Below are 15,438 nucleotides of genomic sequence, written 5' to 3' on the forward strand. Positions count from 1 at the left end.
GCGCTGAACCGCCCTTGCCGAATCTGCCCGTGCCGATCGCGGCAGGCCTGCCGCGCAGCGGCCGTACAGGCATCCACACCCTCATGTCACGAAGCTAGTCCGACCGCCGTGGCGGCCGGTTTCCTGCCTGTTAGACCGCGTGGGACATTCCGTTGCGCCGCTCTCACACCGCAGAGCAGGAGATTGTGACCGCGGAATGGTCAAAGCACGGGGGTGTGGTGTGGGCGGGAGCGTGACGAGCGTGGCTCCTGTAGAGGGCATCCCTGGCATGCGTGCGGCACTGGCCGGCCGACGATGTGTTGCCTGAACGAAGTGAGGTGTCCTCCCCGCGACCTGCCATAGCCCCCTGACCGCGCAGTTCGCGGCTAGCGGCCGTTGAGGACGTCACGGCAGACGCGGCAGTACATGGCCGCGTTCCGTCCGTACCTGTGCAGCAACTGGCCGCACCCCGCGTATGGCCCCGGTTCCAGGACAGGCATCCCAGCGCGGCGGACGCGGCGACCCGCTCGACGTGAGTGACCTGCATCGGGGCGCGGATCTCCCAGCCGGTCCTTATCCTGGGCCAGCTGCGCGTCAGCCATGCCGGGACCGGGACGGCGGGGCATGCGTACCGGCACCGCACTGGTCCAGAGCCCGACAACGGGAGCAACCAGCAGCAAAAGAGAGGAACCCCAACCGGCGCATGGCTGGGGTTCCTCAAGGCGGTGCGTATCGGTCAGCGGGTGGAATCGCCCACGCCGTAAACCGCTCGTCTACGCGTCGGCGGACCGCCCCACATCGCGATCACCGTGGATCAGGCGGGTCAGCGCTGCAGGGTGAGCAGACCCGGCCGGTACGGCAGTTTCAGGTAGTCGGTGTTCGCCGGTGTGTTGTTGGGGAGGCCCTGGTAGAGGAACTGCAGGTTGCAGGGATCGATGGTCATGGTCTGGTCGGGGTTGTTGCGGACCAGGTCACCGTGGCTGACACCCTTGGCCCAGGGGGAACCACTGTTGGCCTGGCCCGCGAAGGGGCTGCTCTCGCTGCCGGCCTGGACGGTCCACGGACCGTTCAGGCTGGAGGCGGTGAAGGAGCGGAAGTAGCGGTTCGCCCCCTGCGCCTCAACGATCATGAGGTACTGGTTCTGGCCCTGGACCTTGTAGACCTGCGGAGCCTCGAACAGAAGGTCCCGTGTGTCGCTCATGACCGTCGTGTACGAGGAGCCGAAGTTGCCCGGGAAGTTCCCGAGCGGCATGGTCGACTTGTAGATCTTGCCGTTGTCAGCGGCGAAGAACAGGTACATGTTCTGGTCGTCGGCGATCATGGTCGGGTCGATCGGGGCGTCCTTCTGGCCCCCGGGGCCCACGGGGAGGCTGCCGGTGAACAGCGGCTGCGCGGCGGACCAGCCGTTGGGGTTGGTGGGGTCGCTGGACGTGCGGTAGGAGAACGGCCACTGACCCCACTGGGTAACCAGCACCCAGACGTTCTTGGGCGCGAAGTAGAACACTTGGGGCGCCACCGCGGGCTCGTTCATCTTGGTCTGGCCGGCCGTCGCCATGTCCGACCAGTTCGTGAAGGGACTGAACCCCGTCGAGCCCCACGACGTTCCGTTGGAGGTGGTCCCGTAGACCAGGTGCTTGCCGTTGTACGTGGTGGTGGTGAAGTCCTTCAGCGCGACCTGCCCGTTCGCCGGCTCCGCCAGCGGACCCGTCGAGCTCCACCGGTAGGTCGACGGAAGAGCACACGTGGCACCCTTCGTCGCTGGCGACGACCTGAAGTTCCAGTGCTGGTTGGCGCCGCCGTTGGAGTCCCAGATCCGGACGGGAGTGCCGTTGGCGGTCCGACCGCCGGGGATCTCCAGCGCGCGGCCGCTGGCGACGTTGGTCAGCGTGTAGGAGCCGTCGCTGTTCCGGCCTGCCCGCCAGTGCTGATTGGCGCCGCCGTTGGAGTCACGGACCTGCGTCCTCGTCCCGTTGCCCGTCCGGCCGCCCGGCTCGGCCAGGACCCGGCCGCTGGCGACGTTGGTCAGCGTGTAGGAGCCGTCGCTGTTCCGGCCTGCCCGCCAACGCTGGTTGGCGGCACCGCCGGCGTCCCGCACCTGGAGCGGGGTGCCGTTGCCGTTCTTCCCGGCGGGCTGGTCGAGAACACGTCCGGCAGCCACGTCGGAGAGCGTGTAGACAGTGCCGGAGGTGATGCCCCCGCCCGGCGTGCCGGCGCTGCTGCTGCTGCCCAGAGCGTTGAGCACCGCGCTGTAGGCGGGCTTCTTGTTGCCGTTGTTGTCGAACAGCAGCGGGTTCTCACCGGTGCGCCACGAGTCGCTGTCGCGGATACCCCACACCGTGATGCCCTTGCAGCGCGCGACGTTCATGCACGCCCGGACCGTGTTCGCGTACGCCGTCGGCGACGCCTGGGCGATGTCGAGCTCGGTGATCTGAACGTCCACGCCGAGCGCGGCGAATTTGGACAGGGTGGTCTCGAAACTGGCCGGCGGGCCGCCGGCGCCGAAGTGGCTCTGGAAGCCGACGCAGTCGATGGGCACGCCGCGGGACTTGAAGTCCTTGACCATGCTGTAGACGCCCTGGGTCTTGGCGTCGGACCAGTTCTCGATGTTGTAGTCGTTGTAGCAGAGCTTGGCCGAGGGGTCGGCGCTCCGGGCGGTGCGGAAGGCCTCCTCGATGAAGCCGTTGCCCAGCACGTTCTGGAAGACCGAACTGCGGTGCCGGCCGCTGCCGCCGTCGGCGAAGGCTTCGTTGACCACGTCCCAGGCGTAGATCTTGCCCTTGTAGTGGTTCATCTCGGTGGTGATGTGGTTCTTCATCACACTGCGCAGGGTGTTGGCGTCGGTGATGGAGCTGACCCAGCTGGGCAGTTGGGAGTGCCAGACCAGTGTGTGGCCGCGCATCCGCTGTCCGTGCGCGGTGGCATGGTTGACGATCTGGTCGGCGGGCCCGAAGTGGAAGTTGCCGCGGGACGGTTCGGTAGCGTCCCACTTCATCTCGTTCTCCGGGGTGATCATGTTGAATTCCCGGTCGAGAATCGTGGAATACGTCGAGTCGCCGAGCTTCCCGGCGGCCACGGCCGTGCCGAAGTAGCGGCTGCTGCCGACCGCTGCATCGGCCACGGTCGGCGTGCCGGCCTTCGACGTGTGTGCGGCCTGCGCGACCAACGGTACGGCAGCACCCACTGCGGCGAGAACCACGGCGGCGGCGAGTACGCGGCGGGTTGCCGGACGGCGGCGATGAAAGCGGTTCTGATCTGGCAACGGCTTGTCCTTCTGGCTCAATGGGCCTTGGTCTCGGCCCCCGTTACCCGCAAGTCGACGCCACGCACCCAAAGGTTGCCGTGATCGGAAAGGTTTTGGTGCCACTCGCCGCCGGTCTCCGCCACCGCGCCCGGAACCTCAACCGCCCACTCGCCACGCTGGGCGTCACGTGATCAAACCGGACGGATCACCTGAACGACGCCGCCCTGGCACCAGGGCCAGGTCGCCCATGCCATCGACACCGGTGCGGCCATCACGGTCGAGCACGTCGCCACCTCGGGCAACCGGACCGTACGCACCCTCAGCGACCTGGAACTCGACCCGCCCTACCTCGACGCCTGGTGCCACCTGCGCGAAGCGGAACGCGTCTTCACGCTCTCCCGCATCCATGGCGTGATGCCCGCGTAGGACTCCATGCGGCACCGTTGCAGGGCCTCACCCCCCGCAAGCCGCCCGGATCTTGTAAAACGTGCTCAGGTATTTCGCGTGGTAGGACGCGCTGGTGATCCGTAGGACCACTTCGTCGGCTGAGCGTAGGGATGAGCCGGTCAGGTTGGCGCTGCCGGTGTAGACGCGCGGTGTGATGTCGCCGTCGTAGGCGCCGTCGATCAGGATTTCCTTGTTGTGCGGGCGGACGTCGATGCCGGGGCCGTTGGGGATCAGGCACTTGCGGTGCTGGATGCCGGCGGCGTTCAGGCGGGTGGTGATCGTGGAGTCGGTCTCGGCGTAGAGGATGTCGATCCAGCAGCCCTGGGCCTTCAGTTGGGCCAGTTTCTCGGCGACCTGGACGCGTGAGCCGAAGAAGCTGTGGACCACGATGCGGACGTCGGTCTGGTGCCGTTTGCCGTCCGCGCCAGTGTAGGCGCAGCTGAGCTGGTCCAGCGCGCCGACGACCGTGTCCGTGGCCGGGTTGTAGTACGACGCGTCACCGCGCGGGAAGAAGAAAGCACGGTAGGTCGAGCCGGTGGGTGTGGAGAAGTAGGCGTGGTTGTTGCCGCGGGCGAGCGAGCGTCCCTGGCGGAGCATCTCGTGGTACGTGACGTAGTTGTTGTACACCGTGCTGTCGGCGAAGGTGACGGAGTCGTTGAAGGACTCGACCTTGTACCAGTCGCCCAGGTTCGAGGAGGTCTGGAAGACGACCTTCGAGTAGCTGGTGCCGTCGTCGAAGGGGCCGATCTTCGAGAAGACGAAGAACTTGTTGTGGGCGTACGCCGGTCCGGGCGGGGCGACGGCCAGGCAGCCTCGGCTGACGTCGTCCACGCCGTCGGCGTCCTCGAACTTGTCGTCGCAGACGGCGATCCAGGAGCGGGCGGCGTCATTGGTGCCGAGCCCGCTCTTGAGGGACTGGAAGGACGGGTTGGTGTACTCGGCTCCGTTTCCCCCCACATAGCTCGAATCGTCGACGATGAGTTTGACGTCGACGCCGCGCGAGTTCGCTGCCAGCAGGGCGTTGGCCACCTCCTGGTCGTTGAACTCGTACATCGAGCCGCGGATCTGCGCCCCGGCGGGCGTGGCGTCGATCAGCTGGACGAGCTGGGTGAAGATCGCCTTCTGCTGCGCCGGGGTGCCCAGCGGGTCGTTGAACACGGGTCCGTTGATCACCGGCTTCACCGGTGCGGCGGCTGCCGGTGTCGCGCTGCCGAGGAGAAGCGCGGCCACCAGGGACAGGACGGCGGCAACGACGGACGGCAGGGTACGGAGACAACGGACCGCACGGGGGCCCATGGTCGAACTGGTCATCGTCAGCGCTTTCCTCGGTGCATGGAGCGAGCCTGCGGAGGCAGGTCGCGGAAGCGGCGAGGGTACTTTGCCCAGAGGAGGCGGAAAGTCACCTTTTGTTGCGCCTATCGGGTAATTCAATGCGCTTTATGGGTGATGGCGGGGGTGACCGCGTCCGTGGGTGCTGACGTGCGGAGTGGGTGCACAGTGGAGGTATGAGCGAAAGCGACAGCGGCATTCTGGCCCGGGGGCGGGTGGCGACCCGGCTTCCGGCGCAGGACCTGGAGCGGGCGCGGCGCTTCTACTCCGAGAAGCTGGGTCTGCAACCCGTGGACGAACGGCCCGGCGGGCTGCTGTACCGCTGCGGGGACACGGAGTTCGTCCTGTTCAAGTCGACGGGAGCCTCGTCCGGCGCCTTCACCCAGATGGCGTGGACGGTCGACGACCTGGAGACTCTGGTGGCGCAGCTGAAGGGGCGCGGCGTGGTGTTCGAGGACGTCGATGCGCCTGGGCTGCACACCCGGGACGGCATCGCCGAGGTCGAGGGGAACTACCCGAGCAAGGGCGCCCGCGGTGAGCGCGGGGCCTGGTTCAGGGACAGCGAGGGAAACCTGCTGGGCGTCGGCGAGCCGGTCTACTGACCGGCCCGACCGGCCCGACCGGCCGCACGCCCAGCAGGTCCTGCTTCACTTCCCGCGCGGCTCCCGTACGACCGCGACCTCGCCCGCCAGGACCTTCACCGATCCGGCGAGCGGCTTGCGGGTGAGAAGTTCGACCGCCTCCGGCGCCACGGAGACCTCGGCGTCCCGTCCGCCGTGGTTGATCAGGAAGAGGTAGTCGGCATCCGTGCCCCGCCGTACCGCGACCTCCACTCCCTCGGGAGCCGTGCGCGCGGCCGTGACTCCCGCCTCGCCGCGGATCCGGTCGAGGAGTCCGGCGAGGGTGTCCGGGTCCGGCTGCGTGGCGAGGTACCAAGTGGTGCCCGTGCCGTGCGAGTTGCGCGTCACTGCGGGCACACCGTCGAGCGGACCTTCCGCGTACGAGGTCACCGCCTCCGCGCCCTCCAGGCGCACCCGCTCCGACCACAGGACCGCCGTACCGCCCTCGCTCAGCCGCAGCGACTCCTCCGGCAGGAGCGGGAAGAGCTCGTCGGTCCGCACGCCCAGGGCCTCCCGGAAGGCACCCGGGTAACCGCCGAGCCGTACATGGCAGTTCGCGTCGACCATTCCGCTGTGGAAGCCGACCGCCAGGGTGCCACCGCGTTCGGCGAAGGCCGTGAGGTTGGCCGCGCCCTCGTCGTCGATCAGGTAGAGGGTGGGGGCCAGGACCAGGCGGTACGGCGACAGGTCCGCGTCCGGGCGTACGAAGTCCACCGCGACGCCGGCCCGCCACAGGGGCTCGTACCAGGCCCTGACCAGGTCCAGGTAGCGCAGCTCGCCGCTCGGCTGCGAGGGCAGCTCCAGGGCCCAGCGGGCGTCCCAGTCCCAGACCACCGCCACCTCGGCCGGTGTCGTACTGCCGCGCACCTCGGCCAACGCCCGCAGATCCGCGCCCAGTCGGACCACGTCACGCCAGATCTGGCTGTCGGTGCCGGCGTGCGGGAGCATCGACGAGTGCCACTGCTCGGCGCCCGCCTTCGCCGCCCGCCACTGGAAGTAGGCGATGCCGTCGGCGCCGCGCGCCACATGGCCGAGGGCGTTGCGGCGCAACTCCCCCGCCGTCTTGGCCCGGTTGACCGGCTGCCAGCTGACCGCGCCGGTGGAGTGCTCCATCAGCAGCCACGGGCCGCCCGCCAGGGAGCGCACCAGGTCGCCGCTGAGCGCGATGTCGATCTGCGACTCGGGGTCGGTGGACCGGAGGTAGTGGTCGTTGGAGACGATGTCCAGCTGCGGGGCCCAACGCCAGTAGTCGAGGGCGTCGAAGTTGTGCATCACCATGAAGTTGGTGGTGGCCGGGATGTCCTTGCCCGCCGGGTCCGCCTCGCGCAGGACGTCGCGCTCCGCCTCGTAGAGCGAGAGCAGTGCGTCGCTGCAGAAGCGGCGCCAGTCCAGCTGGTGGGTCGGGTTCGGGACCGCGCCCGACGCGCGCGGGGGCAGGATCTGGTCCCAGTCGTAGTACCACTGGCTCCAGAAGGCGGTGCCCCAGGCGTGGTTGAGGGCGTCCAGGCTCGTGTACCTGTCCTGGAGCCAGCCGCGGAAGGCCTGCGCGCTCGTGTCGCAGTAGCACTCCGCGTTGTGGCAGCCGTACTCGTTGTGGATGTGCCACATCACCACCGCGGGGTGGCCGGCGTAGCGCCTGGCCAGTTCGCCGGCGATCCGCAGCGCCGCCTCCCGGTAGGCCGGGCTGCTCGGGCAGAACGTCTGGCGGCTGCCGTACGACAGCCTGCGGCCGTCCTTGTCGACCGGCAGCGCCTCCGGGTGCTCGACGAAGAACCAGGCCGGCGGGGCCGCCGTCGGGGTCGCCAGGTCGGCGGCGATGCCGTGGGCGTGCAGCAGGTCGAGGATGCGGTCGAGGCGCGAGAAGTCGTACGTACCCTCGGAGGGTTCCAGCAGCGCCCAGGCGAAGATGTTGACGCTGACCATGGTGACGCCGGCCTCGCGCATCAGCCGCATGTCCTCGGCCCAGACCTCCTCGGGCCACTGCTCGGGGTTGTAGTCGCCTCCGTAGGCGATGCCCGGCACGTTCAGCGAGCGGGTCATCGGCCCGCTCCCGAGAGCAGGCGGCGGGTGGTGCGCACGCCCCACTCGTCCAGGGACAGCAGGCGGTCGCTGGACGCCGTCAGGCCGCCGGTCGCCTCGACGTGTGCCGCCCAGCGCTCGCGGGTCTCCACGGCCGGGCGGGCCATCAGGCAGTCGGGGTCGTTGACCCAGAGGCGGCCGTGCTGCCACTGGCGGCCGACGCCGGTGAACTCGGCCGGGTCCTGGCCGGGTTGGCTGTAGTCGTCGGCCTCGGGACGGCGGTGCGGGGCAGTGTCGGGGCTGACGCGCATCGCGTCGAAGAGGCCGGCGGACGCCAGCAGGGGCGCCCCGCAGCCCAGCAGGTAGGCGTCCGGGCCGATGGCCTCGCGGATCAGCGAGATGCCTTCGCGGTACGCCGTCAGCGTGTCGGCCGACGAGTGCCGTACGCCCTCCAGCGCCCCCGCGTAGAGGAAGTCGACCTTGAAGTAGTCGTAGCCCTCGGACCGGAAGGTGCGGAACACCTGCGTCAGGTAGGCCGCAGCCTCCGGATGTGTGGTGTCCAGGACGCGCAGGTCGTGGCCCCAGTTGCGGCCGGCGTGGGTGAAGCCGCCGTCGGTGTCGTGGACGAGCCAGTCGGGGTGTTCGGTGGCCAGGTCGCTCGCCGGGTCGACGAGGAAGGGGGCCGTCCAGATGCCGGCCCTGCGACCGCGGGCGCGGATGGCGTCCGCGATGCCCTCGCGGGAGCGGAAGCGGCCGGAGAGGGTGAGCCAGTCGCCGAGGGCCTTCTGGTAGCCGTCGTCGATCTGGACGACGTCGATGGGCAGGTCGAGGGTGTCCATCGCACGGAGGTTCTCGTGGATGTCGTCCTCGGTGACGGCCGTGAAGTACTCGTACCAGGAGCACCAGACGGTGGGTGCCGGGCGCGGGGGCGCCACGTCGAGGCTCTCGGCCCAACTCGCCAGCAGGGACTGGATGTCCGTGCCGGTCCACTCCTTCACCGAACCGTCGGCGCTGACCTCCGCCCGGCCTTCCTCGACGGTCAGCCGGACGGACGGGACCTCACTGGCGGGATCGACGGCGGCCCACAGACGGACCGGTGAGCCGTCGCCCGGGTCGAGCGCCAGCAGCCCCTCGCCCTGGAAGGCGCCCTCGGGCACGGTGACGCCCGGGCGGTAACAGACCGTCGCCCAGTTGTCGTTGGTCGGGCGGTACGGCTTGTCACCGAGGGCGTAGGCGCCGCTGGGGCTCCAGGACTGCCATCCCTCCTCGTGGACGCGGGCGGTGCGCACGTCCACGGGCACGGAGGCGACGGGCGTGAAGGGGTGGGGCACGGTCGTTCTCTTTCGGAGGAAGGGCCTCAGCCCTTGTTGGCGCCGAGGGTCAGGCCGCTGACGAACTGCCGTTGCAGCACGAAGTACACGATCAGCGTCGGGATCGCGGTGAGCAGGGCGCCGGCGGCGACCAGGTTGGGGTCGGTGAAGTACTGACCGGAGAGGTTGTTCAGGGCGGAGGTGATCGGCATGTTCTCGCCGGTGGAGATCAGCACGATGGCCCAGAAGAAGTCGTTGTAGATCCAGATGGACAGCAACGTCGCCAGGGCCGCCATCGCCGGCTTGCACAGCGGCAGCACGATCTGCCAGTACATCCGCCACACCGACGCGCCGTCGACCAGGGCGGCCTCGGTCAGCTCGTGCGGCAGCATCCGCATGTAGTTGCTCAGCACGAAGGCGCAGAAGCCGGACTGGAACGCCACGTGGATGAGGACCAGGCCGAGCGCGGAGTCGTACAGCTTGCCGCTCATCGTGACGCCGGGCAGGTCGATGAGCAGGTACATCCGGTACAGCGGCGTGATGATGACCTGCTGCGGCAGCAGGTTGCCGGCCGTGAAGACCAGCAGCAGGAAGATGTTGAGCCGGAAGTCGAAACGGCTCACGTAGAACGCGACCATCGACGACAGCAGCAGCGTGATCAGCACGGCCGGGACCGCGATGATCAGCGTGTTGCCGAAGTAGTGCATCATGTCCGACTGCTCGAACGCGTTCTTGAAGTTGTCGAAGTTCAGCTTGTCCGGCCAGGAGACATAACCCTTGGTGCTGGTCTCCGAGTACGGGCGCAGCGCCGCGAACACCGCCCACAGCAGCGGGGCGAGCCAGGCCAGCGAGGTGACGACGAGGAACACGTGCAGCAGGACGCGGGCCGGGCGGAGGGGGGTGCGCTGCTTGCCGAGCGCCGCGGCGTTGGTGCTCATGCGCGCCGCTCCTTCCGGAAGGTCGCGATCAGGTACGGGATGATGACCGCGAGGGAGATGACCAGCAGGACGACGGCGATCGCGGAGCCGTAACCGATGCGGCTGGACTCGCCGATGATGTTGTTGGTGATCAGGATCGACAGCAACTCGGTGCCCTGGGCGCCCTTGTTGAAGACGAAGACCAGGTCGAAGGCGCGCAGCGCCTCGATGATGGTGACGACCAGCACGACGGTGTTGGTGGGCCGCAGGGTGGGGAAGATGACGTTCTTGAACGTCTGCCACTCGTTGGCGCCGTCCAGCGAGGAGGCCTCGCGCAGGGACGGGTCGACGCCCTTGAGGCCGGCCAGGTAGAGGATCATCATGTAGCCGGCGTGCCGCCAGGACGCGGCGATCAGCACGGCCCACAGGTTGAGGTGCGGGTCGCCGATCCAGTCGATGTAGTGGCCCGGCTTGTTGGCCCCGATGAGGCTGTTGATCAGGCCCGTGTCCGGGTTGTAGACCAGCTGCCAGACGAAGCCGGTCACCGCAAGCGACACCACGACCGGCAGGAAGAACGCGGTCTGGTAGACGCGGCTGAAGCGGATCCGCTTGTCCAGCTGCACGGCCAGGAACAGGCCGAACGGCGTCGGGACCAGGATGAGCACGACGAACCAGATGATGTTGTGCTCGACGGCCGGCCAGAACTGCGGGTTGTCGGTGAACAGCTGACGGAAGTTGTCCAGCCCCACCCACTTGATCGAGCTGAAGCCGATGCCGTCCCAGGTGGTGAAGGCCAGCGCGATCGAGGCGATCGCGGTGAACCAGACGAGGGCGACGTGCAGGACCGTCGGCACGCCCGCCATGACGGCGAGCGTGATGCGGTCACGGCGGGTCAGCAGGCGCTTGTGGCCCCGCGGAACCCGCTTGACAGATGCGGGCCCCGGGGGCGGCTCGGCGGCCGCCTCCGGGGTCTTCGTTGTGGTCTCGGAGCTCATGAGGACGCGAAGATCGTCTTCTTCTGGCGCTCGATCGAGGACAGCAGGCTGTCGATGCCCTTGGGGTTCTGCAGGAACTTCTGCAGACCCGGCTGCATCACCGTCGAGGTGAAGTCCGGCCGCGAGTCACGGTCCATGAACTGCGTCAGCGACTTGGCCTCACTGATCATCGTGTACGCCTTCTTCTGCAGCGCGGTGTACGAGGAGGTGTCGGCCTTGCTGGAAGCGGCCACCACACTGGAGTCGGCCTTGAGGTAGATCTGCTCGGCCGCCGGAGTGCCCAGGTACTCCATCAGCTTGATGACACCGTCATGGTTCTTGGGCGCCTTGGACACCATGAAGCCGTCCGTGGGCGCCTCCACCGTGTCCTGCCCGTACGCCGAGTTGATCTCTGGGAAGGCGAAGAAGTCCAGGTCGTCGAGGTCGGCCTTGTTCGTGAACTGCTGCGCCACGAACGAACCGAGGACGTACATGCCCGCCTTCTTCGACACCAGCGTCTGCGCCGCGTCCTGCCAGGTACGGCCCATGAAACCGTCCTGGTGATACGGCAGCAGCTCGGCCCAGTGGTCGAAGACCGCCTTGACCTTCGGGTCCGTCCACGCCTCCTTGCCCGCCATCAGCGACTTGTGGAAGTCGTAGCCGTTGAGCCGGAAGTTGATCTGGTCGAAGGTGCCCATCGCCGGCCACGCGTCCTTGTCACCGAACGCGATCGGGACCAGGCCGTCCTTCTTCATCTGCTTGCACAGCGCCACCAGCTGGTCCCACGTGGTGGGCACGGAGTAACCGTGCTGCTTGAAGACGCTCTTGCGGTAGAAGAGCGCCCACGGGTACGTGTACAGCGGCACGAAGTAGTACTTGCCGTCCTCGCCCTTGGACAGCTGCTTCATCGCGTCGGGGAAGTTCCCCCCGATCTTCTCCCACACGTCGTCGATCGGGGTCGCGAGCTTCTTCGCCGCGAAGAACTGCATCCGGTAGCCCGCGAACCAGGTGAACACGTCGTCCGGCGTGGCCTGCAGATACGAGTTGATCTGCTCCTGGAAGGTGTTGTGGTCCTTCGTGTTCACGTCGACCTTGATGCCGGACTGCTTGGTGAACGCCGCGTAGATCTCGGCGAACGCCTTCTTCGGCACCGCGTCCGAGGAGTTGGAGCCCAGGCTGACAGTCTTCGGGTCCGCGGAGGACCCGCTGCCGCCACACGCGGACAGCAGGGGTATGCCCGCACCCGCGAGCAGGGCGGCACCCCCTACACCGCGCAGCAGACTACGACGGCTGGGGGCGGGCAGAGAGAGACCCGAGGATGAGACGTCCATGTACGGCTCCTGAGGGCAGGGTTCGGCCACAACTACGCCATGTCGAAAAAAAGTCGAAACCGACCAGAAATCAACTCGACCGAACATCGTGGCGCTTATATCAGCCGTTTGTCCGGTCATGCGTCAAGAGCCGTAAGGCACATTTGTGGAAACGTGACCGACACGTTTTGATCATCTTCGTCCGAGACGCCGAACAGGGCAGCCCTGAATTGGACAGGAATGTCGGTTCTGCTCCCGCGCTAGCCGATGATCCGGACCGGCTTCGACCCGCTGACCTGGTCAATCTCGGATGTCCGGACGGTTACTTTCATCACCCAGGTTCCCGCGATGGGGAGTGTGACCGAGTTCGTCCCCCAGTAGCCGCCCTGGTCGGTCAGCCTGGCGTCGAGCGGTCCGATCTTCTGGGCCGGGAGGGTGAAGGAGAGCCGCAGCTCGGGGACGGAGACGATGCCGCCGTCGGGACCGAAGACCACCGCCTGCACGGTGTTGTCGCCGACCCGGCCCGCGTCGAGCGTGATCTGCACCGTGCCGTGCGCACCCCGGGTGCCGATGTCGAAGGGGACCGTCGTGACCGACGCGGCGGGCAGCCCGCCGGCCGTCACGGACGCCGTCCCCGCCTCGGCCGCCGCGCGGCCCGGCAGCGTGCCGCCCAGGACCGTCGTGATCACCAGCACCACGACGCCGACGGCGACCTCGGCCAGGACGGAGCGGCGCAGGCCGCGGCGGCTCGGACCCCCGGCCGCGGGGAGGGCCGGTTCCTCCGGCGCGGCCGCCGGCGGCCCACCGACCCGTTCCGGCACCCGCTCGGGCACCCGTTCCCGTACGACCGTCTCCGCCTCGGATGCGACCAGCCGTGCCGTCCACCGCCGCGAGAGCCCGGCGGCCACCAGCAGCAGCACCACCGCGGCCAGCTTGGCGATCAGCAGCCGCCCGTACGTGGTCCCGGTGAGCGCGTCCCACGAACCCAGGCCCCGCCAGGACTGGTAGACGCCGGTGACGGCCAGGACGGCCACGGACGCGAAGGCGAGGCGGGAGAAGCGGGACACGGCGGCCGCGGGGACCTCGGAGCGGTGGAGCAGGATCAGCAGGGCCGTGAGACCGCCCAGCCAGAGAGCCATCGCCAGCAGGTGCAGCACCGTGGACGCCATCGCCACCGGCACCTGGATACCCGCGGAGGCGTGTTCGGCGGTGGCCCAGGTGAGGGCGAGAGCCACGGCGAAGACGGCACCGCCGGCCAGCAGCGGGCGCGGCCAGGCCTCGCGTTCGCGCAGTCGCGGGGCGAACACGGCGGCGATCAGCAGCAGGGCGATCCGGGCCAGCAGGGCGAGGCCCGGACGGCCCGACAGGGTGCGGGTGAACGCCGAGGCGTCGAAGGCGGTCGCCGGGCCCGTGCCGGTCTCGTACGGGGCGCGCAGCACCAGCAGCGCCAGGGTGGCCCCCAGCAGGGTCCACCAGCCCGCCACCAGGGGCCTGCGGAGCGGGCCGCGGTCCGTCGGGCGGCACAGGGCCACGAAGGCCGCCGTACCGACGACCAGAGCCACCGCCAGGTAGGCAAGGTAGCGGGCGATGTTGTACAGGCTGGCCGTCGCCGGGTTCTCGACCGGGCCGGTGTCGGCCGTGGCGACGGTCGCGGAGGCTTTGCCGACGGAGAAGGTGAACGCCCCGCCCACCGGGTGGCTGTCCGCCGACACCACCCGCCAGGCCACGACGTACGTGCCCTGGGCGAGCTTCCCCGGCAGGGTCACCCGCGCGGTGTCGGAGCTGCCCGGCGCGTGCTGCGCCTCGCCGGTGCGCACACGCTGGTTGTCGGGGTCCAGGACGCGGAAGGAGTCGTCGAGCAGGCCGACGGACTCGGTGAAGGTCAGGGTGATGTGGCGGGGGGCCGACTTGAGGACGGTGCCGTCCGTGGGGTCGGTGGACTTGAGGGCCGCGTGGGCCGACGCGGGGCCCGCGCCGCCGAGGACGAGCAGGACCAGCACGGCGCCCAGCAGCACCAACCCTTGAACTCCGCGGCGTCCGCGGACCCCGCGGAACTCGCCACGCGCTCGCCGTCCGCCGTGTGCACCCTCACACCCCACGCATGTCTCCGTCGTCCGACTCGCCACCTTCCGGATAGGTACGGACGCGAGCGGCCGTGTGCTCACCGCGCCGTCACCACGTCGGGCCGGCCAGGACGCCTCCGTCCACCACCAGGTCGTGTCCCGTCACCCAGGAAGCGAGCCGCGAGGCCAGGAACACGCACGCGTCCCCCACGTCCTCCGGCCGCCCGAGCCGCCCCAGGGGCGCCGCCCCCGCCACCGCCGCACCCCCTCCGGCCAGGCGCGACCCAGTTCCTCGATGCGTGCGGCCACTCCCCGCGCCGTCTCCACCGCCGTACGGCAGTGCAGGGCGACCGCCGCGCCCTCCTCGGCCAGCCGCAGCGCGATGCCCCGGCCGACGCCACCGCCCGCGCCCGTGACCAGCGCGACCTGTCCTTCGAGCAACCTCATGGACGGCACAGTCGCGCAATCCGGTCGGCCTCGGCCGGATACCGCGCCGTGAGGTGCTCCGCGTCCCCGTGCTCGTAGCCCTCGTAGGTGAACCCGGGCGCCATCGTGCAGCCGAAGAACGTCCACGCCCCGCCCTCGACGACCCGCCCGCCCATCCAGGTGCCGGCCGGCACGGTCGTCTGCGGCTGCTGGCCGCCCAGCACGTCGGGCCCGAGCACCACCGTCGTGGACGTGCCGTCCGGGGCGAGGAGCAGGAGTTCCAGCGGGTCGCCCAGGTAGAAGTGCCAGATCTCGTCGGTGGGCAGGCGGTGCAGGGCGGAGTGGTCCTCCACGGTCAGCAGGGCGACGATCGCGGAGCCCTCCGGCCGGCCGTCGGCCCGCTCGGGGCCCTCCCAGGTACGGCGGAACAGGCCGCCCTCGCGCGGGATCGGTTCCAGACCGTAGTGGGCGACGAGATCCTCAGGAGTCACCCGGGGAAGGCTACCTCCCGGCGCAGAAAGGCCAGTTGGGCCTTCTTCTCGGGCAGGTACACGTCCGGGACGTCGATCTCGGGGAGCACCGATCGCCCTCGCGTTGCGCACGTCGGGATCGACGACGATCCGGCGCCGATCCAGGCCAGGCCCCGCGGCACGTACGCGGTGATGACGCTGAGGAGGGGAGCCGACCAGCCCCTCCCCCGCGGGCGCGAGCAGCACATGGAGGCCGATGTCGCCGTCCCGCACCTCGTACGCGAGGGGCGCGGACGCCGACGCGCGGCGGCGGCCGGGAAGCGCGGCCCGCTC

Annotated in this window: 11 protein-coding genes and 2 pseudogenes; 2 read left to right on the top strand and 11 right to left on the bottom strand. The window is 69.2% G+C overall.

Annotated features, from left to right (window positions below):
• Positions 1–802: 802 nt before the first annotated feature.
• Entirely contained in the window at positions 803–3,238 is a 2,436-nt protein-coding gene (locus OG870_RS22290) for a non-reducing end alpha-L-arabinofuranosidase family hydrolase (protein ID WP_266583273.1), read from the bottom strand.
• Between the two features lie 252 nt (positions 3,239–3,490).
• Here OG870_RS22290 and OG870_RS48215 point away from each other — a divergent pair, with 252 nt between their 5' ends.
• The gene (locus tag OG870_RS48215) at positions 3,491–3,646 is read left to right on the top strand and encodes a WYL domain-containing protein (RefSeq protein ID WP_443063465.1); all 156 of its coding nucleotides are present in this window, start codon (positions 3,491–3,493) and stop codon (positions 3,644–3,646) included.
• Between the two features lie 27 nt (positions 3,647–3,673).
• Here the strand turns inward: OG870_RS48215 and OG870_RS22300 are convergent, their stop codons facing one another.
• Positions 3,674–4,978 (bottom strand): phospholipase D-like domain-containing protein, encoded by a 1,305-nt coding sequence (locus OG870_RS22300; protein ID WP_266583269.1) that lies wholly within the window; start codon positions 4,976–4,978, stop codon positions 3,674–3,676.
• A 194-nt stretch (positions 4,979–5,172) separates the two neighbouring features.
• Between OG870_RS22300 and OG870_RS22305 the strand changes: the two genes are divergently transcribed.
• Positions 5,173–5,598, top strand: coding sequence for a VOC family protein (locus OG870_RS22305; RefSeq protein ID WP_266583267.1), 426 nt, complete (start codon positions 5,173–5,175; stop codon positions 5,596–5,598).
• A gap of 45 nt (positions 5,599–5,643) precedes the next feature.
• On the opposite strand, the gene OG870_RS22310 is transcribed toward OG870_RS22305, so the two are convergent.
• From OG870_RS22310 to OG870_RS48220, 9 genes and pseudogenes are all read right to left on the bottom strand, one after another.
• Positions 5,644–7,656: a beta-galactosidase gene (locus OG870_RS22310; RefSeq protein WP_266583265.1), complete on the bottom strand. Its 2,013-nt coding sequence runs from the start codon at positions 7,654–7,656 to the stop codon at positions 5,644–5,646.
• Positions 7,653–8,966: a glycoside hydrolase family 36 protein gene (locus OG870_RS22315; RefSeq protein WP_327691314.1), complete on the bottom strand. Its 1,314-nt coding sequence runs from the start codon at positions 8,964–8,966 to the stop codon at positions 7,653–7,655. The genes OG870_RS22310 and OG870_RS22315 overlap by 4 nt, the downstream gene beginning before the upstream one ends.
• A 26-nt stretch (positions 8,967–8,992) precedes the next feature.
• The gene (locus tag OG870_RS22320) at positions 8,993–9,883 is read right to left on the bottom strand and encodes a carbohydrate ABC transporter permease (protein WP_266517283.1); all 891 of its coding nucleotides are present in this window, start codon (positions 9,881–9,883) and stop codon (positions 8,993–8,995) included.
• Positions 9,880–10,857, bottom strand: a complete 978-nt coding sequence (locus OG870_RS22325) for a carbohydrate ABC transporter permease (protein WP_266517286.1) — start codon at positions 10,855–10,857, stop codon at positions 9,880–9,882. Before OG870_RS22325 ends, OG870_RS22320 begins: the two co-directional genes overlap by 4 nt.
• Positions 10,854–12,167 (bottom strand): ABC transporter substrate-binding protein, encoded by a 1,314-nt coding sequence (locus OG870_RS22330; RefSeq protein ID WP_266517289.1) that lies wholly within the window; start codon positions 12,165–12,167, stop codon positions 10,854–10,856. Before OG870_RS22330 ends, OG870_RS22325 begins: the two co-directional genes overlap by 4 nt.
• A 239-nt stretch (positions 12,168–12,406) precedes the next feature.
• On the bottom strand, positions 12,407–14,161 hold the full coding sequence (locus tag OG870_RS22335; protein WP_327692326.1) for a copper resistance CopC/CopD family protein: 1,755 nt from the start codon (positions 14,159–14,161) through the stop codon (positions 12,407–12,409).
• Between the two features lie 157 nt (positions 14,162–14,318).
• Positions 14,319–14,656, bottom strand: a pseudogene (locus OG870_RS22340) (SDR family oxidoreductase).
• Positions 14,653–15,126 carry a cupin domain-containing protein gene (locus OG870_RS22345; protein WP_266583258.1) on the bottom strand — a complete coding sequence of 158 codons (474 nt, stop codon included), beginning with the start codon at positions 15,124–15,126 and terminating at the stop codon, positions 14,653–14,655. The pseudogene OG870_RS22340 and the gene OG870_RS22345 overlap by 4 nt, the downstream one beginning before the upstream one ends.
• Positions 15,123–15,384, bottom strand: a pseudogene (locus OG870_RS48220) (GNAT family N-acetyltransferase); the annotation flags it as partial. The pseudogene OG870_RS48220 and the gene OG870_RS22345, both read right to left, overlap by 4 nt.
• Positions 15,385–15,438: the final 54 nt, after the last annotated feature.

The sequence above is a fragment of the Streptomyces sp. NBC_00461 genome (assembly GCF_036013935.1).
Taxonomy (GTDB): Bacteria; Actinomycetota; Actinomycetes; order Streptomycetales; family Streptomycetaceae; genus Streptomyces.

Coding starts and splice junctions, on each gene's coding strand:
- OG870_RS22300 (WP_266583269.1), bottom strand. CDS start 4,978: ATGACCAGTTCGACCATGGGCCCCCGTGCGGTCCGTTGTCTCCGTACC.
- OG870_RS22305 (WP_266583267.1), top strand. CDS start 5,173: ATGAGCGAAAGCGACAGCGGCATTCTGGCCCGGGGGCGGGTGGCGACC.
- OG870_RS22310 (WP_266583265.1), bottom strand. CDS start 7,656: ATGACCCGCTCGCTGAACGTGCCGGGCATCGCCTACGGAGGCGACTAC.
- OG870_RS22320 (WP_266517283.1), bottom strand. CDS start 9,883: ATGAGCACCAACGCCGCGGCGCTCGGCAAGCAGCGCACCCCCCTCCGC.
- OG870_RS22325 (WP_266517286.1), bottom strand. CDS start 10,857: ATGAGCTCCGAGACCACAACGAAGACCCCGGAGGCGGCCGCCGAGCCG.
- OG870_RS22330 (WP_266517289.1), bottom strand. CDS start 12,167: ATGGACGTCTCATCCTCGGGTCTCTCTCTGCCCGCCCCCAGCCGTCGT.